Genomic DNA, 23,024 nt, shown 5'->3' on the forward strand with positions numbered 1-23,024 from the left:
CTCGAGCACACTGGACATCGACCGAGGCAGCACGCCCCTGGCCTGTCCTCGACGGCAGCCGAACCCGCGAACGTACAAGGACGAGCACCCATGAGCACTCCCGCCGACACCACCGCGCCCTCGGCCCTGCAGCGCCTCCGTGAGGGCCTGCCCGGGCTCAACCCGGGTGATCGGCGTATCGCCGAGACGATCCTCGCCGATCCGCTCGGTGCCGGGGATTCTTCGATCACCACTCTCGCCGCAGCCGCCGAGATCTCGCCCGCAGCCGTTTCCCGGTTCGCACGGAAGCTCGGATATGCGGGGTTCCCGGCCCTGAGGGCAGCGATCGCGCTCGACAACGGCCGTGCGGCGCAGTCCGGGTGGGAGCGGGACATCGGTACGGCGATCACTCCGGCGGACACGTCCCAGGACGTGCTGGACATCCTGGCCGGCACCGCGGCTCGCGCGCTCCGCGACGCCGCTGCGGTGATCGACCTGGAGCAGGTCGAACGCGCGGCCGAGGCGATCACCGGGGCCGAGCGCGTCCATCTGCACGGGGAATGGGGGGACTCCATCGCCGTGCGGGAACTGTATCTGAGACTCCAGCGGATCGGTGTCGCGGTGTGGTGCCACGAGACCGGGCCCCGCACGCTCGACCTGGTCGCGCGCACCCTCACCGCGCGCGATGTGGTCCTGGTGCTCAACCGCTCCGGTGACGACGAGACCGCGCTGCAGCTGGTCCGGGATGCCGCGCGAGCCGACGCGACCACGATCGCGGTCCACGGGGCACCGGGTTCCGCGCTCGATCAGGCGGCCGACATCTCTGCGTACACCGGCATCCGGAACGGCTCCGTGTGGACGCAGCACTTCGCCGGCCGCGCCAGCGACACCCTGCTGACCAGCATGCTCTGGCTGCTCGTCGCACAGCGACGCTCCGCCGATCCCACCATGCGCTTCGTGGACGACGGGACCTTCGAGCCCCATTCGCCTGCCCCGCCGCACGACGCCGACCGCTGACCTCGCTCGACCCTGCAGGAAGGACCCCCATGCTCACCGAAACCGTCACCTCCGACATCGTCGTGGTGGGAGGAGGCCTCGCCGGTATCTGCGCGGCCATAGGAGCCGCCCGGCAGGGCAGCCGGGTCGCGCTGGTCCAGAACCGGCCCGTCCTCGGCGGGAACTCCTCGAGCGAGGTCCGGGTGTGGGTCTGCGGCGCCACGGCGCACGGCATCCATCTGTTCGCGCGCGAGACCGGGATCATGGGCGAGCTGTACGTCGAGAACCAGTTCCGCAACCCCGACGGCAATCCGTACTACTGGGATCTGCTGCTGCTCGAGAAGGTCCGCGCGGAACGCGGCATCGAGCTGTTCTTGAACACCGAGGTCTCCGAGGTCGAGGCCGACGGGCCCGTCGACGCGCGCGAGATCCGGTCGGTCACGGGATGGATGAGCGGATCCGAACGGCGGATCACCTTCCGCGGCGGGACCTTCATCGACTGCAGCGGCGACGGACTGGTCGGGGATCTGGCCGGGGCGGAGTCCATGCGGGGGAGCGAGCCGCGCGAGACGTTCGGGGAGTCCTGGGCCCCGGAGCGGCCGGGGGAGGACATGCTCGGGTCGACGATCCTGTTCTACACCAAGGACGTCGGGCACCCGCAGAAGTTCGTCGCCCCGCCCTTCGCCGTCGACATCTCGGCCACCTCGATCCCGCAGAACCGGGTGATCCGCGAGACGATGAACGGTTGCGACTTCTGGTGGATCGAATGGGGCGGGGACCTCGACGCGGTCCACGACAACGAGCGGATTCGCGACGAGCTGCAGGCCGTCTGCTACGGACTTTGGGACCACATCAAGAACTCCGGACAGTACGACGCGGACACGCTCAGCCTCGAGTGGGTGGGCGCGGTGCCCGGCAAGCGCGAGTACCGCCGATTCGTCGGCGACCACATCCTCACCCAGGACGACGTGCTCGGGCAGACGGAGTTCGAGGACCGGATCGGCTTCGGCGGCTGGTCGATCGACCTCCACCCGGTGGGCGGGGTGTATGCCAGTGAGAAGGGGTCGCGGCACTGGCACCCCGACGGCAACTATCACATCCCGGTGCGCGCTCTGTACTCGCGCAACGTCTCGAACCTGTGGATGGCCGGCCGCGACATCAGCGCCAGCCACGTCGCGTTCGGGAGCACCCGGGTGATGGCCACCTGCGGCGTCCTCGGCGAAGCCGCCGGCATCGGTGCCGCGGTCGCGGGTCGGCTCGGGGTGGGCCCGCGCTCTCTCGCCGCCGACCACGTGCCCGAGCTGCACCGAGCGATGGTGCGCGCGGACGCCTCGCTGCTCGGTGTCGTCGACGACGACCCGGCGAACCTGGCGCTCGGTGCCGAGGTGACGTCGTCTTCCAGCAAGCGGACCCTCGCCTCGACGCGGAGCACTGGGCGGATCACCCTGGACCACGACCTCGCCCTCGTCCTGCCCGTCGATCCGACGCTGGGCGAGGTGGAGTTCCTGGTCGACGCCGCCGAGGACACCGAGCTCCTCGTCGAGCTGCACAGCGTCAGCAGGCCGCAGAACTACCTGCCGGCCGTCCGCGGGCGCAGCGTCGTGGTGCCGGTCCGCCGGGGACGGTCCTGGGCGCGAGCCGATCTGGACTGGGAGCCCGACGGCGCTCAGAACGCGGTCGTCGTGCTGCGGAGGAACCCGCTGCTCGAGGTCCATCAGGGCGAACGGGCGGAGCCGGGGACCGTCACGATGAGGCACCGGGATCTGCCGCCGGGGGAGGAGAGCCCCGAGCAGTGGCGGTACTGGAAGGAGACCCTCCACGGGACCGGCATCTGCTTCCGTGCGATCTCGCCGACCCGTGCCTTCGGCGCCGAGCAGGCGGTCGGTGGCTACGCGCGGCCGTACGGCGGTCCCGCCCTGTGGGTCTCCGCCGACGCCGCCGAGGATCCACAGCCCTGGCTGCAGCTCAGCTGGACGGTCCCGCAGGAGATCGCGACGATCGACCTCGTGCTCGACGACGACGTGAACGAGGACCTCATCAACCTCCACCACCACCGCACCCCCGACGACACGATGCGGACCCTGGTGCGCAGCGCGCGTCTGGAGGCGCTCGTCGGCGCGCAGTGGCAGGAGATCGCGCGGCTCGAGGAGAACCGCGAACGTCACCGGTCCTTCTCCCTCGAGCGCCCGGTGCGCACCACCTCCCTGCGTGTCGTGGTCGAGGACATGAACGGAGCACGGTCGGCGCACCTCGTGGCGCTGCGCGCGTACGGGGACTGAGCGGCCCGGCCGCAGAACCCGCGGTCGCGGCGGTGACCCGGTCCTCGTGGCCGCGAGCGCATCGGGGAGGGGAATGCCTCACAATATCGTTGAAGATTCAGTTACATGGAGGCATGATGGTCGGGACGACATCGATCGAAGGGATCGCCTCATGACCGCCTCGCCCCTGACCGTGCCCGGATCCGACTCCGGCGGGACGGACGGACAGCACCTCTCCGCCGACCTCGCCATGGATGCCGTGACCCTCCGCGTCGGCGACCTCGAGCTCATGAGCTCCTACTACGAGAACGCCCTGGCTCTCACCCCGATCGAGGAGAAGGCCCGGGTCGGCGGCGAGGTCCACCGCGTCCTCGGCCGCGGCACCACCCCCTTCGTGCGGCTGGTCGCCACCCCCGGCCTGCCTGCCGTCGAGCCCCGCCAGGCGGGCCTGTTCCACACCGCGTTCCTCTTCGAGGACCAGGCCTCCCTCGCCGGCACGGTGCTGCGCGCCGCCCAGGATCCCCGCTCCCGCTTCGTCGGCAGCAGCGACCACCTGGTCTCCGAGGCCTTCTACTTCGCCGACCCCGAGGGCAACGGCATCGAGCTGTACTGGGACCGCCCCCGCGATCAGTGGACCTGGTCCGGCGGACAGGTCGCCATGGACACCCTGTTCCTGGACCCCGAGGCGTACCTGCGCACGCACCTGAGCGATGACGTCGCGACCAGCCCCGGGCTGCGCCCCGGCATCGTCGGCCATGTGCATCTGCAGGTCGGCGACGTCGACGCCGCGCGGACGTTCTATGTCGACACCCTCGGCTTCGAGACCACCGTAGGCTCCCATCCCGGCGCCCTGTTCGCAGCGGCCGGCGGCTACCACCACCACGTCGCCATGAACACCTGGAACAGCCGCGGCGCCGGCCCGCGCGCCACCAGCCTCGGCCTGGCCGACGTCGCCATCACGGTCCCCGGCCGGGAGGATCTCGACGCGCTGGCCGGCCGGCTGACGGCGGCGCGAAGCCGGTTCGCCGACGAGGGCCGCTCCGTGAGCGTCACGGACCCCTGGGGCACGCCGGTGACCATCTCGCTGCCGGGCACCAGCACCGACGAGCTACTCGCCCGCTGACCCGCAGCACCCCGCGACGCTGACGGACCCGGGGAGTATTTTCCCCGGCTCCGTCGGCGTCATCAGGTCCTGCGGTATCCGTGAGGTCGTGCGGTATCCGGGAGGTCCGGACCGGGAGTCAGTCGCAGCGGCCGTCGACCGAGCAGGCGGCACCGCTGGTGGCGGAGTCGCCGAGCAGTGCGGTGAGCGAGGTCAGCGAGGCGGGTCGGTCCGCCTCCGCGCCCTCGCCTGCGAGCATCTCAGCGCCGTCGGCGGCCTCTGCGTCGGTGTCCGGCCGGCCGGCCGCCGCGTCGGTGTCGGTCCGGCCGACCTGCGCGGGGGAGGGCTCGCCGCCGGGCGCCGCGCTCATGCCTGCGCCCGCTCGGACCGGGCCTCGTCGGCGATCTCGCGCAGCGCCTGGCGGAAGGCCTCCAGGGGGAGGGCGCCCGGCGCGGTGTACGTGTCGTTGAACAGGAAGAACGGCACACCGCGGGCACCCATCGCTGCGGCCTCGCGCACCTCGGCCTCGACCGCGTCGTCATGGGTCCGCCCGGCCAGAGCGGCTCGCGCGACCTCCTCGGACAGTCCGGCCTCGACGGCCTCGGCGATGACCGTGGCCTCGTCGAAGGGGTTCGCGCCGCCGGTGAAGTAGCCGCGCTGGAGACCCAGGAAGAAGTCCGTGGCGGCCTGGCCGCCGTGGGTCTCGGAGATCGCCTGCATCACGCGGTGGATGCCACGGGTGTTGGCCATCGGACGGTCGCTCACGTACTCACGCCCGAGCTCCTGCGCCATGGCCCGGATCTGTCCCTCCATCTCGCGCACCTTCTCCTCGGGCATGCCCTTGGCGGTGACGAGGTGCTCGACGTTGTCGTGCACGGTGTCGGTGGGGGAGGTCGGGTCGAGCTCGAAGGAGTGGGCGCGCACGCGCACCTGGTCCTGGAGGCCTTCGGCCGCGATCGCGTCATGCAGACGGGCCTCGCCGATGTAGCACCAGGGGCACACCACATCGGTCCACACATCGACGGTGACCAGAGGTTCGGAAGCGCTCTGCGACGAGGTCGCGGGGCGGGTGCTGTCGGTCATCGGGTCCTCCCGGGCGAGGCGGGGCGTCGGCTCGGTGCCCGACGCCCCTAGGTGCTTGAAAACGCTACTACGTGGGAGGGGTGAGGGCGAGGGTCGGAACCCGTGTTCCGCTCCCGGCGCACCCGCCGGCGGCCCGGGCGGCGATCCGGGGAACGCTCCGGTGGTGACACACTGGCGGTATCGTCCCGTCGCCGCCCCGCAGGGCCGACTCGCCGTCGACCAGGAACCCCATGCCTCCCGAGCTGATCCTCCCCGCGTCCGCCCCCAGGACTGCCCGCGCACATCCCGCCCCCGGTGCGGCGGTGTCGCGCTGATGCGGTCCGCGCCCACGCCGGACGACCCCGCCGAGGGTGTCGTCCCTGACCCGGACGGCCCCGTCGTCCCCGTCGAGCCGGGCTCGGACGGACCCGTCGAGGACGTCGTTCCTGACCAGGACGCCCTCGTCGAGGACTTCGCGACCGCCTCGGACGAGCCCGCCGGCCCCGGCTCGCTGCCGTCCGACGCCGACCGCTCGGCGCCGCCCGAGGACGCCTGGGTCCAGGACGCCCCATCGCGCCCCGCAGAGCCCGGGCCCGAACCTGCCCCGGGCACCCCGGACCAGGAGCCTTCGGGCATCGACAGCGAGCGCCCGCGGGCCTTCCCGGTGCCGGTGACCATGTCGCCGCGGGCCAAGAAGCACGGATGGGCCCGGGAATCCCTGCTCCCGGACCGGACGACGCCGGACGCGGCAGGCCCGATGCCGGAGACGGGCCGCCCCACGGAGCCCGCACGGCCGCCGGCCGCCCGCCTCGACCCGGAGGCCGATGAGTCCCGTCCGACCTCCGCGCCCGTCTCCTCGACGGAGCCCTCCACCACGTCCCCACCTGCCGACGATCACGGTCCCGATGCTCCGAAGGACGCGCCGGAGCCCGGCCCGCTGCAGCCGGTGGCGGCGGTCCTCGGCCCGTCGCTGCGCACCCACCGCGCCGCGCTGATCACCGGCGGGATCGCCCTGCTGCTGAGCGTGTGGATGCTGATCGCCCTGCCCTTCCCGCTCAAGTACGCGCTCGACGCCGCGGTCGCCTCCACCGGCGCGGACCTGCCCGCCCTCGCCGGCATCACCGACCCCGCCGGCACGCTGACCATCAGCGTCATCGTGCTCGGCGCGCTGCTGATCGCGCAGGTCGCCACCCGGTTCACCGCGCTCGCCGCCCTCGGCCGCGTCGGCACCCGCATCGCCACCGCCCTGCGCACCCGGCTCCTCGGCCACCTCCATTCCCTGACGCCGCAGGCCGACGGCCCCTCCACCGCCGCGATGGGCCGCACCGGCCCCACCGCCGCTGCCCGCCGCGACGGCCCGACCGAGCGGGACGAGGTGCGGCCTCTGATCGACGACGTCGCCGCCCTGCGCGACCTGCTCTCCCACGCCGGCCCCCGCGTCGCGGCCGGTGTTCTCACGCTGCTGTCCCTGTTGATCGTCACCGTGATCGTCGCCCCGCTGGCGGCCCTGGTGCTGGTGGTGACCGGGGCGGTGCAGACGCTGATCGCCACGCTCGTGCTGCGCCGCCGCCGCGCGGCCCGGCAGGCGGCCCGGACCGAGACGCGCCTGCTCGCCGAGACCGCCGATGAGCTGGTCGCCGCGACCGGCACCATCCAGTCCTACGGCCTGGAGTCCCGCGCCGAGCGCGGGCTGGCCGAGGCCGGTGCCCGGGACGGTCGCGCCCTGACCCGGGCCCGCCGCATCGACTCCGTGCTCCAGCTGGCCACCCAGGTCATCGGCGGTGGCGGCGTGCTGGCGACCCTGCTGCTGGGCGGATCGCGGGTGGCGGCCGGCACCATGACTCCCGGCGACGTCGTGCTCGTCCTCGCCGATCTGCTGATCATGATCCTGGTGCTGCACGAGCTGCTCGAGCACACCGGGTCGCTGCGCCCCGCCCCCGCGGCGGGGCGCCGCATCGCCGAGCTGCTCGACCGTCGGGCCGGGATCACCGAACCGGAGCGCACCCAAGGGGTCGACCGGGTCGGCGGGGAGATCGTGTTCTCCGCCGTCGACACGGCGAGGGGGACCGGCGGACCGCTGTTCGAGACCGTCTCCGTCGTCGTCCCGCGCGGCCAGCACGTCGCCCTGCTGGACGGCACCGGGGCCGAGGCCGCGGCGCTGATCTCCTACCTGCTGCGCTTCGACCAGCCCGACACCGGACGGGTGCTGCTGGACCGCTTCGACACCCGCACCCTGTCCCTGAGCGATCTGCGACGCCAGATCGCCGTCGTCCAGCGCGAACCGGTGCTCTTCACCGACACGGTGCGGGAGAACATCCGCGTCGGCCGCCCCGAGGCGAGCGACGCCGAGGTCGAGCAGGCCGCTCGGCGCGCCGGCGTCGACGACGTCATCGCCCGGCTCGAGGCCGGCTTCGACACCGTCCTGCGCCGACGCGGGGACGTGCTGACCGACGGGCAGCGCCGCCGGGTCGCGATCGCCCGCGCGCTGCTGCGCGACGCCCCCGTCGTCGTGCTCGACGCCGCCGATGCGGACCTCTCCGCCGCCGAGCGCCGCCCCGTGCTGGCGGCCCTGGCGACCCTCGGCCAGGACCGGACCGCGATCGTCAGCAGCCGCGACCCCGAGACCATCGCCGCCCTGGACCGCGTGCTGTGGTTCGAGGACGGGCAGGTCCTCGAGGACGGCGTCCCGTCGGCCCTCGCCACGGATCAGGACTCGCGGCTCGCGCGCTGGCTGCGCAGCCAGGACGAGGGGGTCTGAGCCCGGAGGCGGCGACCGGCGTCCGACCCGAGACGTCGCAGGACCCTCGTCCGCGCTCCACCGTGGGGCCACCTCCCCGTCACCCGGGGGAGTGAGGCTGGGGCCACTGTCCGAGCCCCGCGGGGTCCGTCGGTCGGACCGGTGAGCTCCCCCGGGGCAGCGCGAGAAAGCGGGTCCGCGATGAAGATCTCCGTCATCGGTGTGGGGTACCTCGGCGCCGTTCACGCCGCCGGCATGGCCGAGCTCGGCCACGACGTGGTCGGCCTGGACGTCGACGCCCGGCGCGTCCGGCAGCTCGAGGCCGGTCGGGCACCCTTCCACGAGCCCGGCTTCGACGAGACCCTGCGCCGTGGTCTGGACCTCGGCCGACTTCGCTTCACCACCGAGTACGAGGACATCGCCGGTGCCGATGTGCACTTCCTGGGCCTGGGCACGCCGCAGCGGGCCGACGGTTTCGGGGCGGACCTCGCCTCCCTGCACGCCGCCGTCGACGCCCTGGCCGCGGTGCTCCCCGCCCGCGACGGCTCCCCGACCCTCGTGGTCGGCAAATCCACGGTCCCTGCCGGCACCGCCCGCGGTCTCGCGGAGCGCCTCGAGCGGATCGAGGGCGTGCGCCTGCTGTGGAACCCCGAGTTCCTGCGCGAGGGCTTCGCCGTGGGCGACACCTTGGAGCCCGACCGGGTCGTCTACGGCGTGCGCGACCCCGAGGCCGCCGACGCCGAGATCCGGATGCTGGATACGGTCTATGCACCGATCCTCGACGGCGGGACGCCGCGGCTGGTCATGGGGTACGAGGCCGCGGAGCTCGTGAAGGTCTCCGCCAACGCCTTCCTGGCCACCAAGATCTCCTTCATCAACGCGATCTCCGAACTGTGCGAGGCCACCGGCGCCGACGTCACCGACGTCTCCCGGGCCCTGGGGATGGACGACCGGATCGGCAGCAGGTTCCTGCGGGCCGGGGTGGGTTTCGGCGGCGGCTGCCTGCCCAAGGACATCCGGGCCTTCATCGCCAGCGCCGAGGACCTCGGCGTCGGGCAGAGCCTCGGCTTCCTGCGCGAGGTCGACGCGATCAATCAACGCCGTCGGGTGCGGGTCGTGGAGCTGGCCCGCGAGATGCTGGGGCCCCTCCGGGGCCGCCGCATCACGGTGCTGGGCGCCGCGTTCAAGCCCGACAGCGACGACGTGCGCGATTCCCCGGCCCTCGAGGTGGCCTCTCGGCTCATGGCAGCCGGTGCCCATGTGACGGTGACGGACCCGGAAGCGCTGAAGAACGCACGGGGCCACGTCGAGGGGCTGGTCACCGTCGAGGACACCGCCGAGGCGCTGCGCGGGGCGGAGCTCGTGCTGCTGCTGACCGAATGGCGCCGATACCGCGACCTCGACCCGTCGGTCGCGGCGGAGCTGGTCGCAGCCCCGCGGATCATCGACGGCCGTGCCGTGCTCGACCCGCGCACCTGGCGCGCTGCAGGATGGGAGCTGCGAGCCCTGGGTCGACCCGACGCCCCGGCCCGCGCCGGCACGCAGGTCGAGACCGCCGGGCAGCCTGCGGCGGACGAGCCTCCCGCGGCGCACGAGCCTCCCGCGGCGCACGAGCCTCCCGCGGCGCACGGGCGGGCCGCAGCGGCCTCCACGGCCGGTCCTGACCCGGCGGCCCCGCTGCTCTCGCGGGGCTGATCCGATCCTCCTGCCCGGGCGGCACCCACGATCGGGTCCCGTGCGATACGTCTGAGAAAGTCCTCATCGACGGCTCATCGTCCCCTCATGGCCACATGCGATTCTCCTGGCGTTCATCGAGCACTCAGGAGGTGCAGGAGCCATGGCGGCCACCACGATCGCGCTGTACTCCCACGATTCCGTGGGACTCGGCCACGCCCGCCGCAACCGGGCGCTCGCCTACGCGCTGGCCGAGCACCTCCCGGCGCTGACCGGCACCCCTGTACGCGGTCTGCTGATCGCCGGGCACCCGGACGCCGGCCGCGACCCGCTCCCGGAGGGCTGGGACTGGCTGGTGCTGCCGGGCCTGACCCGCCGCGGCGACGGCTACGCCCCGAGGCACCTCGGCACCGACGCCGCCGTCCTGCGCGACCTGCGCAGCGCCGCCATCGACGCCGCGCTCGCCGCCCTCCGCCCCGACCTGCTGATCATCGACCGCCACCCCTTCGGCATCGACGGGGAGCTGCTGCCCGCGCTGCGCAGCCAGCGCTCCCGCGGCGGCGGCGTCGTGCTCGGCCTGCGCGAGGTCCTCGACGCCCCGCGCGTGGCCGGAGCGGAATGGGACCGCCTCGGCGGAGCCGAGCACGTGGCCCGCCACCTCGACGCCGTGTGGGTCTACGGCGACGAGCACGTCTACGACCCGCGCCGCACCGGGGAGCTGCCCCGCCCGCTCGCCGAGCTGGCCACCACCACCGGTTATCTCGGTCGCGGCCGACCCGCCGCACGCCCCTCCGCCCCCGGCCGGTCCCCCGTCGCCCCCGTGCCCCCGTACGTGCTCACGGTGCTCGGCGGCGGGTCCGACGGCGTCGAGCTCGCCCGCCTCGCGGTGGCCGCCGAGCTGCCCGCCGGCCACCGCCACCTGCTGATCGCCGGCCCCCAGATGCCCCCCGAGGAGGTCGCCGAGCTGCAAGGCCGCGCCGATGAGCGCACCACGGTTCTCCGCAGCGCGCCCGACGTGCCGGAGCTGATCGCCGGCGCCGCCGCCGTGGTGTGCATGGGCGGCTACAACACGATCGCCGAGCTGCTGGTCACCGACACCCCCGCGCTCGTCGTGCCCCGCAGCCGTCGCCGTCAGGAACAGCCCCGCCGCGCGCTGGCCCTGGCCGCCGTCGGCGCCCTGGAGACCCGCGAGATCGGCGCTCTGACCGCCGCGGACGTCACCTCCTGGTGGCACCGCGCCGTGACCTCCCGCACCCCCCGCGACGACATCGACCTCGACGGCCTGACCGTCGTCCCCCACCTGGCCGCGGCCCTGATCGAGCCCGCCGCCCCGACCCCCGCAGAGGTGAGCATCCATGCTGTCTGAGCAGCCCCGCCGCATCGGCTACGTGCTGAAGATGTACCCGCGGTTCTCCGAGACCTTCATCGTCTCCGAGATCCTGGCCCGCGAGGCCGCCGGGGAGCAGATCGTCATCTTCTCCCTCCGGCCCCCGACCGACGCCCGCTTCCACCCCGAGCTCGCCCGCGTGCAGGCCCCCGTGATCCCGATCGGACGCTCCTCCAGCCCGCGACGACTCTGGGAGACCTGGCGCGAGGGGATGACCGACCCGCAGATCGCCTCCGGACTCTCCGAGAGCCTGCAGGAGATGGTCGCGGTCGAGGCGGACGAGGCCGAGCAGGCGATCACCGTGGCCCGCCTGGCCCGCGAGCACGGCCTGACCCACCTGCACGCCCACTTCGCCTCGATGGCCACCACCGTCGCCCGCCTCGCCGGCCGACTGGCGGACCTGCCCTACTCCTTCACCGCCCACGCCAAGGACATCTTCCACCGCGACGTGGAGGACGCGGACCTCGCCCGCAAGCTGCGCGACGCCCACCATGCGGTCACCATCAGCCGCTACAACCTCGACCATCTGCGCGAACGCTTCGGCGACGCGGCCGTCGAGCGCCTGCACCTGGTGCGCAACGGACTCGAGCTGGAGCGCTTCGAGTACCTGCCGAGGCCCGAGATGCACCCGGTGCCGCGGATCCTCGCCGTCGGCCGCCTGGTCGAGAAGAAGGGCTTCGCGCACCTGATCGACGCCATCGCCGCGCTGCGCGAGGAGGGCGTGCACGCGAGCGCCGAGATCGTCGGCGACGGTCCGCTGCACGAGGAGCTCGCCGAGCGCATCCGGGAGCGCGGCCTGGAGGGGTCCGTGCAGCTGACGGGCCCCCGCACCCAGGAGGAGGTGCGGGCCCTGCTGCAGGAGGCGGATCTGTTCGCCGCCCCCTTCGTGATCGCCGAGGACGGCAACGCCGACGGCCTGCCCACCGTGCTGCTCGAGGCGATGGCCAGCGGCATCCCCTGCATCGCCGCCGACGTCACCGCCGTCGGCGAGGTGGTGCGCACCGGGCGGACCGGCTGGCTGATCCCCAGCGGCGACACCGCCGCGCTCGCCGCCGCACTGCGCGAGGTGATCGCCGCGGGCCCCGAGCGGCGCCGCCTGACCGACGCGGCCCGAGCGCTGATCGAGGCGGAGTACGCCTCCGACGGGCAGGCCGCCCGGCTGCGCGCCCTGGTCGAGGCCTCCGAGCATCCCGTCGCCGCCGACCGGCCCGTCGCCCCCGCCCGTCCCCTTGCGCCGGCGCTCGCCGCCGCCCCCGTCCCGAGGAGCTGACCATGCGCATCGCCTACATCCTGCTCGATCCCGGCATCGGGGTCTTCGGCACCAAGGGCGCCTCCGTGCACGTCCAGGAGGTCATCCGGGCGCTGCGGGCCGACGGCCACCAGGTGACCGTGTTCTGCACCCGCACCGACGACCAGGTGCCCGCCGACCTCGCCGACCTCGACGTGCGCCGCCGCCTGCCGAAGGGCTCCGGCGCCGAGCGCGAGCGCGCGGTGGCCGAGGCCTCCGCAGCGATCGCCGCCGAGATCGCGGCCGAGGGCTTCGACCTCGCCTACGAGCGCTACTCGCTGTTCTCCGACGCCCTCGTCCGCCTCGCGACGCCCGCCACCGGTGCCCCGACGCCCGGGATCCTCGAAGTCAACGCGCCCCTGATCGAGGAGCAGCGCCGCCACCGCCACCTGCACGACGAGTCCGCGGCGCAGGCGGCCACCCGCGCCCAGCTGCAGAGTGCCCAGGTGGTCTCCTGCGTGTCCGAGACGGTGGCCGCATGGACCCGCGGCCAGGGCGCGAGCGCCGAGCGCGTCGTCGTCACCCCCAACGGGGTCAACACCGCCCGGATCACCCCGCGCGAGCAGACCCCGTCGGCCGCGGCAGTGAACCCCGTGGGCCCCGTGAGCCCCGAACGTCCCGTGACCGTCGGCTTCGTCGGCACGCTCAAGCCCTGGCATGGCACCGACCTGTTGCTGCGCGCCCTCGCCCGCACCCGGGGCCCACTGCGCCTGGACATCTGCGGGACCGGGCCCCAGCAGGCCGAGCTCCAGCAGCTCGCCGCGGAGCTCGGGATGCACGAGCGCGTCACCTTCCGCGGCGCCGTCGCCCCGGAGCTCGTCCCGGAGGTGCTGCGCGGGTTCGACATCGCCACCGCGCCCTACCCGGCCGGCGAGCACTACTTCTCCCCGCTGAAGGTCTACGAGTACCTCGCCGCGGGGGTGCCGGTGATCGCCTCCGCGATCGGCACCCTCCCTGACGTCCTGCGCCACGGGGAGCTCGGCGTGCTCGTCGAGCCCGGGGACGTGGACGCCCTGGCCACTGCTCTCGACCACCTCGCCGGCGACCCCGCCCGCCGCGCCCGCCTGGGCCGCGCCGCGCGGGAGACCGCCGTCGCCGAGCACGACTGGCGCAGCCGCTGCCGCGCCCTGCTGGAGACGATGGAGGTGCCGGTCGCATGAGCTCCGCCGCCCGCACGAAGAAGGACCGGATCGACCCGTCGGCCCTGCGCCGCACCCTGCGGATCGTCCGTCCTCATCTGCCCCGCCACCTGCTGCTGTGCCTGCTGGGTCTGGGCGCCCTGCTCGCGGACGTCGTGTTCCGCGTGCTCGAGCCCTGGCCGCTGAAGTACGCGGTCGACGCCGTGACCGCCTCGCTCGGGGCGTCGATGCCCGACGCCACACCCTTCGGCCTCGACCTCACCGGCACGGTGATCGCCGCGGCGATCGGCCTGGTGATCATCGTCGCGGGCCGGGCGGTGACCAACTACCTCGCCACCGTCGCCTTCGCGAAGGTCGGCGCGCGGATCGCCACCGAGCTGCGCACCCGGGTCTTCGACCACGTCCAGGCCCTGTCCCTGCGCTACCACCAGAGGGCCTCGATCGGGGACACCTCCCAGCGCCTGGTAGGGGACATGGGCCGCCTCCAGGATGTCGCCGTCACCGCCGGACTGCCGCTGGTAGGCAACGTGTTCACCCTCGTGGTGCTGCTGGTGGTGATGACGATCCTGGAGCCGACGCTGGCCGCGATCGTGGTGGTCGCCGCGATCGGCTACCTGCTGCTCTCGCGCAGCTCCTCCCCGGACATCGTCACCGCCTCCCGCAGCACCCGCAAGGGAGAGGGATCCCTGGTGGGGGCCGCCGCCGAGGCGCTCTCGGCGATCCGCGTGGTCCAGTCCTACGGGCTGGAGAAGACCGTCGCCCACGAGTTCGCCGGCGGCAACGAGAAGGCCATGAAGGCCGGGGTGAAGGCCAAGCGCCTGGCCGCCGGGCTGGAGCGCTCCACTGACGTGCTGGTGGGCATCGCCCAGGCCGCGGTGCTGGTCGCGGGGTCGTTGCAGGTGCTGCGCGGGTCCATGACCCCCGGTGACCTGGTGCTGTTCATGATGTACCTGAAGATCGCGATGAAGCCCCTGCGGGACATGGCCAAGTACACCGGCCGCATCGCCCGTGCCACCGCCTCCGGGGAGCGGATCGCAGACCTCCTCGACGAGCGCATCGAGATCCAGGACCCGAGCGACCCCGTGCCCCTGCGCGGCGCCCCCGGCACCGTCGCCTTCTGCGGCATCCGCTCCCGGGACGGGCATGGCCGACACCTGTTCGACGGGCTGGACCTCACGATCCCGGACGGGCAGCATCTCGGGGTCCTCGGCCCCTCCGGCGGCGGGAAGTCCACCCTCGTGTCCTACCTGATCCGCCTCGCCGAGCCCGAGGACGGGGCGATCTTCGTCGGCGGGCACGACACCCGCACCGTCACCCTCGAGGACCTGCGCCGACACGTCTCCGTCCTGCCTCAGGAGTCCGTGCTCTTCTCCGTCTCCGTGCGCGAGAACATCCGCTACGGCCGCCAGGACGCCACCGACGCCGAGATCGAGGAGGCGGCCCGCCGGTCCGGGGCCCACGCGTTCATCACGAGCCTCCCGCAGGGCTACGACACCGAGCTCGGCCACCGCGGGGACACCCTCTCCGGTGGCCAGCGTCAGCGCATCGCGATCGCCCGCGCCCTCATCCGCCACTCGCCCGTGGTGGTCCTCGACGAGCCCACCACCGGCCTGGACCCCGCCTCGAAGGCTCAGGTCGGCGAGTCGCTGCGGGAGCTCTCCCGCTCGCGCACCACCATCTCGATCACCCACGACGCCGGGGCCGTCGAAGGCCTGGACCGGGTGCTGTGGCTCGAGGACGGCGAGATCCTCGAGGACGGCAGCCCCGCCGAGCTCGCCGCAGACCCCGACTCGTACTACGCCCGGTGGATCCTCGAGCAGCGCGCCTCCGAGGACGACCAGGACGAGGAGGACAGACACCAGGACGACGAGATCGACCAGGACGAGGACGCCCGCGGCGCCGTGGGTGCCCCCGGGGCCGAGGACGCCTGGCACCTGGGCACCCCGGCCCTTCCCCGTCAGGCCCGCTCATGACCCCCGTCGACGCCACCACCGTCTTCGACCCGGCCGCGCAGCTGGCCGCCTACGCGGACCTGCCCGGCGCCCGGACCCTGCTGGACGCCGACGCTCTGGGCGACGTGCACGGCCACGCGCTCGCGCTGAGCCGCGCCCGGGTCAAGCCCGGGGCGAGCGCCCTGGTCTCCCATCACCGGACCGCCTCCGCCGAATCCGGCCCGGCCGCCGCACCCGGCCGGGTGCTGGCCGACGTCGGGTGGACCCTGCTGGTCGCCTCCCGCCACAAGCGGGACGGCGCCCTGCGCCGTGCCGCCCGCTCCGGCGCCCCGCTGCTCCAGCACGACAGCCCCGGTGACGGCCCCTACCTGCTCAGCGGGGGGCTCGAAGCGGACCCACGGATCGGCCGGAGGGTGCACCGCGTGCTGCGCTGGCTCGGAGCCACCGGCGCGGTCGGCCCTGCCGGCTCCACCGCGGCGAGCTCGTTGCGTGTGCTCAGCTTCAACCCTGCCCGCCACGCCGTCCTGCACCTGCCGGGAACCCAGCAGGTGCTGCGCCTGGCCGCGCGTCCCCTGGACGACATCCTCGACGTCACCCGGTCCTGGCTCGCGCTCGGGGTGCCCACCCTTCAGCAGCGGGCCTGGCACGGGAAGTCCTCGGTGCTGATCGGCGAGCACTGGGGCGACGGCGACCTCGCCCACCACTCTCGCGACGACCGGGCCATGCCTGCGGCGGCCGCGACCGGGGCCGCGCTCGCCCGCCTCCACGGCGCCGCGCTCGCCGGCGACGACCTGCCCGCGGCCCGTCTCGGCACCGCCGTGCCCGACGTGCTGGACCCGATCGCGACGCTGCTGCCGTCGAGCGCCGGCGTGGCGCAGCACCTCGCCCGCCAGCTGCGGGACCGGCTGCCCGAACGTCCTCGGCAGGGTCTGATCCACGGCGACCTCTCCCCGGACCAGGTGCTGATGAGCCTCGGCCCGGCGGCCGACCCCTCGTCCCCGCAGATCCGGATCGTCGATCTCGACCGCTCCGGCCGCGGCCCGCTCGGCGCGGATCTCGGCTCATGGCTGGCCTCCTGCCTGGTCGCCGGCACCGAGGACCTGGCCCACGCCTTCCTGGACGGCTACGCCCGGGAGGGGCATCTGCCCACCGACGAGGAGCTGGCGGTCTGGACCGCCCGCGCCCTCCTGGCCGCCGCGACCGACCCGATCCGCCGATTCCACCCCGACTGGCCCACCGCCGTCGTGCGTCGGCTCGAGCTGGCCGAGCAGATCCTCGCCGCGCCGGAGACGCTCCCGTTCCCGGTCGCGACCGGCCACGTCGTACCCTCCGCGAGCAGCGGCCAGCGGGCCGCACACGGCACCGGGGCCGCCACCGCGTCCTCGTGCGCGCCGCTCGTCCCCGCCCGGGTCCTGGCCGACGGGACCGTCTGGGAGGTGGCCAGGGCCTGGCCCGACGACGGCCGCGGCCTCCCGCTCGAACTGCGGGCCGACGACGGGCCGTCCGGGGGTCGGGGGCTGCGCGGCGCACGCCTGGACCCCACCACGGGATCCGCCACCGTCTTCGCTCCGGGCACGGACCCGCGCCTGCCCGGCCTGGCCCGTCGCCTCGCCGCCGACCCGGACGCCAGCGTCGTCTCCCACCGACCCGGCAAGCGCGCCGTGGTCCGGATCGGCGCCCCGGGCGATCCCGCCGGAGAGCGGTACGTGAAGATCGTCCGCCCCGGACGCGCCGGCCGGATCCACGACGCCCTGACCCGTACGAGCTCCTTCGACGGCCCCTTCCGCCTCCAGCGCGAGGTCGCCGCCGACGAGGAGAGCAGCACCACGGCGGCCCTGACCGGGACCACCCTGCACGAGGAGCTGTCGCTGGCGGACGGCACCTGGCGCCGGGCCTGGCGCGACACCCTGCTGGCCTGGGCCGAGGCGCTCGCCGCGGCCCCCGCCGAGCCGCGGGACGGCACGATCCACGGCCCCGCCGAGGAGATCGCCGTGCTGGAGACCTGGCGCCGACGGGCTGCCGACGTCGATCCGGCAGGGGCCGCCATGCGCGAGCGCGCCACCGGCGCGGCCCGGCGCGAGCTGTCCCGGCTCGAGACCCCGGCGCAGCCCTCGCTGATCCACCGCGACCTCCACGACAAGCAGATCCTCCACGCGCCCGGACTCGCCCCCGGTCTGCTCGACGTCGACACCACCGCGCTCGGCGATCCCGCCCTCGACCTCGCCAATCTGCGCGCCCATGCCGGCTGGCGCGAGCTGCAGGAGATCTGGAGCCCCGAGCACGCCCGGGTGGTGCGGGAAGAGATCGATGCCGCCGCCCTGCGCGGCCGCATCCCGGCCGCCACCCTCGCCGCCTACGAGGCCGGCACTCTCGCGCGCCTGGCCTGCGTCTACGCCTTCCGCCCGCGATGGCGCGTCCTCGCCCGGTCGCTCGCCGCCGAGCTGGTGCCCGGCACCGACCCGAGCCCGCCCGATCCCGCGGGGCCGCCGAGCACCCCGGGCCGCCCGTCGACCGCCCTTGGCGATCGCCCCACCCTTCCCTCCGACCCCTCGACCACCCCCGATGAGAGGACCGTGACGTCATGACCCTGAAGATCTCCGTGATCGGGATCGGCTACCTCGGAGCCGTCCACGCCGCCAGCATGGCCGAGCTCGGCCACGACGTGATCGGCCTCGACGTCGACCCCGCGCGAGTCGCCGCACTGCAGGCCGGCCGCGCCCCCTTCCACGAGCCCGGCTTCGAGGAGCTGCTGCGGCGCGGGCTGGCCAGCGGCCGCCTGCGCTTCACCACCGACTACGAGGAGCTGGCCCACGCCGACGTGCACTTCCTGGGACTCGGCACCCCGCAGCAGGCCGACGGGTTCGGCGCCGATCTCAGCCATCTGCGCTCCGCGATCGCCTCCCTCGCCGCCGTGCTGCCCGCCCGCGACGGAGCGGCCACCCTCGTGGTCGGCAAGTCCACCGTCCCCGCCGGCACCAGCCGCAGTCTCGCCGCGACGATCGAGCAGGTCGCGGGAGTACGCCTGATGTGGAACCCGGAGTTCCTGCGCGAGGGCTTCGCGGTGCAGGACACCCTGACCCCGGACCGGCTCGTCTACGGCGTCCCGGACCCGGACGTCGAGGACGACCGGGTCGCGCTGCTCGACGCCGTCTACGCCCCGCTCCTCGAGCACCGGGTGACCCGGCTGGTCATGGGGTACGAGGCCGCCGAACTGGTGAAGGTCTCCGCCAACGCCTTCCTGGCCACCAAGATCTCCTTCATCAACGCCGTGGCCGAGATGTGCGAGGCCACCGGGGCCGACGTCACCGACGTCTCCCGGGCGCTGGGCATGGACGACCGCATCGGGCACAAGTTCCTGCGCGCCGGCGTCGGCTACGGCGGCGGCTGCCTGCCCAAGGACCTCCGCGCCTTCCTCGCCAGCGCCGAGGAACACGGCGTCGGAGAGGCCGTGGGCTTCCTGCACGAGGTCGACGCCGTCAACCAGCGGCGCCGCGCCCGCGTGGTCACGCTCGCCGCGGAGATGCTGGGCGACCTGGCCGGGCGCCGGATCACGGTGCTCGGCGCGGCCTTCAAGCCGGACAGCGACGACGTGCGCGACTCCCCGGCCCTGGACGTCGCCGCCCGGCTGCTGGAGGCGGGCGCCGATGTGCGCGTCACCGACCCGGAGGCCCTGGCCGGGGCTGCCCGCCGCCTGGGCCCGGAGCGGGTGGTCGCGGGGACCGAGGACGCTCTGGCCGGGGCGGACCTGGTGGTGCTGCTGACCGAATGGCGCGAGTACAGAGATCTCGACCCGGCCACGACCCGCCGCCTCGTCGACATGCCGCGGATGATCGACGGCCGCAACGTGCTGGACCCCCGGCAGTGGCGCGAGGCCGGCTGGGAGATCCGGTCCCTGGGCCGGGCGGCCGCGCCGCGCGGGGTCCCCTCCCCGGAGGCGACGCCCTCGGTGCTGGTCCCCGCCTGACGGCCGGTGCTGGCCACGGACGTCGGCCATCGGGGAATCACCGTCGGGTCCTGGCGTCATCGGGGGCACGCTGCCCATAGAGCCAGGACGTGCGCTGTGACGCCGGCATCCGACCATGCACGGGCGTGCCCTGAGGTCAGGTCGCCCGCCGCGCTCAGGCCGTGCCGGGCGCGGGGGCGTCGAAGAACTCGGTGCCCTCGGCATCCTCCTCGTCGTCGGCGGGATCGTCGGGGCCCTCATGCCGCAGCGCCCGCCGCCGCTGCACCACGGCGCCGATCAGCCCCAGCGCGATGCCGAGCACCAGCCAGCCGCCGAGCCACAGCAGGTCGCCGCGCGGGTCGATCCAGCCTCCACCGATCGCCCCGCGGAAGGCGTCCACGGCATGGGTCATCGGCAGGAACGGATGGATGGCCTGGAAGAACGGGGGCAGCGTCGGGACCGGATAGGTGCCGCCGGCCCCGGAGATCTGCAGCGCGATCAGCACCAGTGCCACGAACTTCCCGACCGGGCCGAACAGGGCTCCGAACCCGTGGTTCAGCGCGACGAACACCAGGGAGGTGATCGCGGAGAGCCCGAACATCAGCGGGACGTCCTCGATCGTGATCCCCACCGCCCAGTGCAGGGCCGCCACCGCGATCACGGACTGCACCAGGCCCAGCAGGAAGGCCGGCACCAGACCTCCGGCCAGCAGCCGCGCCGGGCCCGCCCCGCGGGCAGCGGCCTGCTCGGAGAACGGCGGCATCATCAGGAAGATCGCCATACCGCCCACCCACAGGCTGATCGCGAGGAACAGCGGCGCCAGCCCTTCGCCGAAGCGTCCCACGCCGTGCTCGCGCTGCAGGTCCATCTGCACCGCGTCGGAGGCGGTCTGCGAGAGGTGCTCGTTCTCGGAGTCGGTGTAGGAGGGGACCTGCTCCTCGGCGTCCTCGAGGCCGTCGCGCAGCTCGGCGGAGCCGTCGGCCAGCTGACCGGCCCCCTCGTCGAGGTCCTGCGCGCCGTCATCGAGCTCGCGGGCGCCCTCGTCGAGCTGTCGGGTGCCGTCGACGGCCTCGTCCGTGCCCTCGTCCAGCTGCCCGGCTCCGTCCGCGAGCCGCCCTGCCCCGGACCGGGCGTCGAGGGCACCGTCGGCCAGCTGATCGGCACCCGCGACCAGTTCTCGGGAGCCGCCGGCGAGCTCCTCGGCGCCGCTGCGGGCGCTGCCGACGCCGTCGGCGTACTGGTCCACGCCGGAGGCCAGATCGGAGGCACCGCTGCTCGCGGTCCCGGTCGCGGCCGCGAGCCGCTCCGCCCCGGTGGAGACGTCCTGGGCACCGGAGTTCAGCCGGTGGATGTCCGCGGCGCCCTGCTCGAGGGAGGAGTAGGCCTCGGGCAGCGCCTCGGCCGCAGTGCGGGCCTGGGCGGCGAGATCGGCGGCCAGGTCGGCGGCCGAGGCGTCCTGCGATGCTCCCGGAGCGGCCGCGACGGCCTCCTCCCGCAGGGTGGCGAGGTCCGCGTCCAGGCTCGTGGCGTCCTCGGCGAGGGTGCCGGTGGTCCCTGCGACCTGGGAGGTGCCGTCAGCGATGGTCGAGGTCGTGGTCGAGAGGTCCTCGAGATAGGTGCCGATGTCCTCGGCCGACGCCGAGATCCGGTCGGCGGTGTCCGAGACGTCGGTGGACCGGTCCGCTGCCTCGCCGGCGGTGGTGTCGGCCGTGGTCGCGTCGGACGCGGCGGTGTCGGCGTCCTCGCGCGTGGCCTGCGAGCTCCCGGAGAGCTGCGTGAGCTCCTCGCACAGGGCCGGATCGGCCCCGCCCGCGGCATCGTCCCCGCCACCCCCGTCGCTGGCGTCCCCGCCGGTCCCGCCGCCGTCGGCGCAGTACCGGGCCGCGAGATCGTCGACCCTCGAGGTGTACTCCCGGACGCCGTCCGCGGACGTCCCGGCGCTGTCCGCGGCGGTCGCGGTGGCGTCCTGCGTGCCCTGCACCGCCCCGTCGAGGTCGTCGACGTCCGCGGAGATGCTCCCGGCGTCCTCCTGCAGGCTTCCGGCGTCCTCGGTGCGCTGCGCGGTGTCGTCGGCGAGCTGCTGCGCGCTCTCGTCGACCCCGGTCGCGGTCTCGTCCAGCCGACCGGCCGCCTCGGAGAGGGTGCCAGCGTCGGTCGCGGGCTGCTCGAGCCCCTCGGCGGCCGCGGTCGCGGCGTCCTCGAGCTCGTCGATCGCCGTGACCAGGTCGTCGCTGGTGCTCTGGACGCTCTCGGAGCTCACGCCGAGCTCGTCCAGGCGCTGCTGGGCCGCCGCGACGGTCTCATCGAGCTGCTCGGTGCCGCCGGCGACCTGGCTCGCCCCGGTCGAGAGGTCCGAGGCCCCCGCGGCGATCTCGTCCGTGCCCGCGGCGAGCTCGGAGGCGCCGGCCTGCAGGGGCCGGCCCTTCTCGTCGAGCGTGACCAGCCCGGCGCTGAGCTGCTGCGCGCCGGTGTTGAGCTGGGCGGTGCCGTCGCGGAGCTCCACCGCGCCGGCGGCGAGCTGGTCCAGGCCCACCACCAGGTCGAGGCTGCCCTGGTGCAGCTGCGAGGCACCTGCCGAGAGCTGCTCGGAACCGTCGACCAGCTGGGCGGTGCCGTCGGTGAGCTCCCCGGTGCCGTCGACCAGGTCGCCGGTGCCGTCGGCGAGCTCGGCGGAGCCGTCCGCCAGCTCGGTCGAGCCGTCGACCGCATCGGCGATCCCGTCGTGGATCGTGGTGAAGCCGACGTAGACGTTGCTGAGGTAGTCCTCGAGCACGCTCGCCCGCAGGGAGTCCGTCAGCGCGGTGCCCACCGACTTGGTGAAATTGCCCCCCACGTAGTTGACCGAGTCGTTGGTGGTGACGGTCAGCAGCGCGGGCGCGGCCTCCTCGGCGTCGCCGCCCAGCGAGGCCACGTTCGCGGAGAAGTCCGAGGGGATCTGCACCGTCGCCCCGTAGGTCCCGTCCTCGAGCCCCTGCCGCGCCTCGGCGGGGGAGACCTCGACGAAGTCGTAGACGGTCTCCTTGTCCATGTCCACCAGGGTGTCGGTGAACTCGGCACCCACGTCGATGTGGGTCTCGTCGCCGCTGTCGGTCCCCCCGGGTGTCGTCACCGTGGCGCCCTCGTCCTCGTCGACCACGGCGGCCGTGACTCGGTCGAGGTTGTTGCTGGGGTCCAGGAAGGACCACGTCATGTTGCCGGAGTAGATCAGGGGCACCAGGGCGAGGCCCACGACGAACAGCGCCGCGATCGGCTTCTTCCACTCGCCCGGCAGCAGGGCGACGGCCCCGGAGCCCGCGGCACGGAGCCCGCGGCCGGCGGCGGCGAGGCCGTCACCGAGACGGCGCGCGCCAGCACCGAGCCCGGACCGGACGGCGCGGAGCACGGAGGAGAGGGCGGTCAGGAGTGCACGGAGGATTCCCATCACGGACCTTACGATACATTCGTGTATTGAGATTGTTACCGGTGAGTTACAAAATGTGGCGCGTCGAACGCCACGGGCACATCGGC

At 74.0% G+C, this 23,024-nt stretch carries 14 protein-coding genes; 11 read left to right on the top strand and 3 right to left on the bottom strand.

Going from position 1 to position 23,024, the window contains the following annotated elements; all coding sequences use genetic code 11:
• Positions 1–90: 90 nt before the first annotated feature.
• The 3 genes from JOF44_RS13730 (at position 91) to JOF44_RS13740 (ending at position 4,356) form a co-directional block, all read left to right on the top strand.
• Entirely contained in the window at positions 91–996 is a 906-nt protein-coding gene (locus tag JOF44_RS13730; RefSeq protein WP_209892480.1) for a MurR/RpiR family transcriptional regulator, read from the top strand.
• Positions 997–1,025: 29 nt separating this feature from the next.
• Complete coding sequence (locus JOF44_RS13735) at positions 1,026–3,254, top strand: FAD-dependent oxidoreductase (RefSeq protein ID WP_209892483.1); 2,229 nt, start codon at positions 1,026–1,028, stop codon at positions 3,252–3,254.
• 151 nt (positions 3,255–3,405) lie between these two features.
• Positions 3,406–4,356: a VOC family protein gene (locus JOF44_RS13740; protein WP_209892486.1), complete on the top strand. Its 951-nt coding sequence runs from the start codon at positions 3,406–3,408 to the stop codon at positions 4,354–4,356.
• 118 nt (positions 4,357–4,474) lie between these two features.
• On the opposite strand, the gene JOF44_RS13745 is transcribed toward JOF44_RS13740, so the two are convergent.
• Together JOF44_RS13745 and JOF44_RS13750 are read right to left on the bottom strand one after the other, a co-directional pair.
• Positions 4,475–4,705 carry a hypothetical protein gene (locus tag JOF44_RS13745; RefSeq protein ID WP_209892489.1) on the bottom strand — a complete coding sequence of 77 codons (231 nt, stop codon included), beginning with the start codon at positions 4,703–4,705 and terminating at the stop codon, positions 4,475–4,477.
• Positions 4,702–5,418 carry a DsbA family oxidoreductase gene (locus JOF44_RS13750; protein ID WP_209892492.1) on the bottom strand — a complete coding sequence of 239 codons (717 nt, stop codon included), beginning with the start codon at positions 5,416–5,418 and terminating at the stop codon, positions 4,702–4,704. Before JOF44_RS13750 ends, JOF44_RS13745 begins: the two co-directional genes overlap by 4 nt.
• A gap of 313 nt (positions 5,419–5,731) precedes the next feature.
• Here JOF44_RS13750 and JOF44_RS13755 point away from each other — a divergent pair, with 313 nt between their 5' ends.
• The 8 genes from JOF44_RS13755 to JOF44_RS13790 all read left to right on the top strand — a co-directional run bounded on the left by JOF44_RS13755 (position 5,732) and on the right by JOF44_RS13790 (position 19,538).
• Positions 5,732–8,155 (top strand): ABC transporter ATP-binding protein, encoded by a 2,424-nt coding sequence (locus JOF44_RS13755; RefSeq protein WP_209892495.1) that lies wholly within the window; start codon positions 5,732–5,734, stop codon positions 8,153–8,155.
• A gap of 180 nt (positions 8,156–8,335) precedes the next feature.
• Entirely contained in the window at positions 8,336–9,829 is a 1,494-nt protein-coding gene (locus tag JOF44_RS13760; protein ID WP_209892499.1) for a UDP-glucose dehydrogenase family protein, read from the top strand.
• A 142-nt stretch (positions 9,830–9,971) separates the two neighbouring features.
• Entirely contained in the window at positions 9,972–11,174 is a 1,203-nt protein-coding gene (locus JOF44_RS13765) for a glycosyltransferase family protein (RefSeq protein WP_209892502.1), read from the top strand.
• The gene (locus JOF44_RS13770) at positions 11,164–12,465 is read left to right on the top strand and encodes a glycosyltransferase (protein WP_209892505.1); all 1,302 of its coding nucleotides are present in this window, start codon (positions 11,164–11,166) and stop codon (positions 12,463–12,465) included. Before JOF44_RS13765 ends, JOF44_RS13770 begins: the two co-directional genes overlap by 11 nt.
• Positions 12,466–12,467: 2 nt before the next feature.
• Positions 12,468–13,643: a glycosyltransferase family 4 protein gene (locus JOF44_RS13775; protein WP_209892508.1), complete on the top strand. Its 1,176-nt coding sequence runs from the start codon at positions 12,468–12,470 to the stop codon at positions 13,641–13,643.
• The gene (locus JOF44_RS13780; RefSeq protein ID WP_209892511.1) at positions 13,640–15,595 is read left to right on the top strand and encodes an ABC transporter ATP-binding protein; all 1,956 of its coding nucleotides are present in this window, start codon (positions 13,640–13,642) and stop codon (positions 15,593–15,595) included. Before JOF44_RS13775 ends, JOF44_RS13780 begins: the two co-directional genes overlap by 4 nt.
• Positions 15,592–18,159, top strand: a complete 2,568-nt coding sequence (locus tag JOF44_RS13785; protein WP_209892514.1) for a phosphotransferase — start codon at positions 15,592–15,594, stop codon at positions 18,157–18,159. Before JOF44_RS13780 ends, JOF44_RS13785 begins: the two co-directional genes overlap by 4 nt.
• Positions 18,160–18,161: 2 nt before the next feature.
• Positions 18,162–19,538 carry a UDP-glucose dehydrogenase family protein gene (locus JOF44_RS13790; protein ID WP_245349475.1) on the top strand — a complete coding sequence of 459 codons (1,377 nt, stop codon included), beginning with the start codon at positions 18,162–18,164 and terminating at the stop codon, positions 19,536–19,538.
• A 154-nt stretch (positions 19,539–19,692) separates the two neighbouring features.
• On the opposite strand, the gene JOF44_RS13795 is transcribed toward JOF44_RS13790, so the two are convergent.
• Positions 19,693–22,938, bottom strand: coding sequence for a YhgE/Pip domain-containing protein (locus JOF44_RS13795; protein ID WP_209896023.1), 3,246 nt, complete (start codon positions 22,936–22,938; stop codon positions 19,693–19,695).
• Positions 22,939–23,024 lie beyond the last annotated feature (86 nt).

It is taken from the genome of Brachybacterium fresconis, from assembly GCF_017876515.1.
In the GTDB taxonomy this organism is placed as follows: Bacteria; Actinomycetota; Actinomycetes; order Actinomycetales; family Dermabacteraceae; genus Brachybacterium; species Brachybacterium fresconis.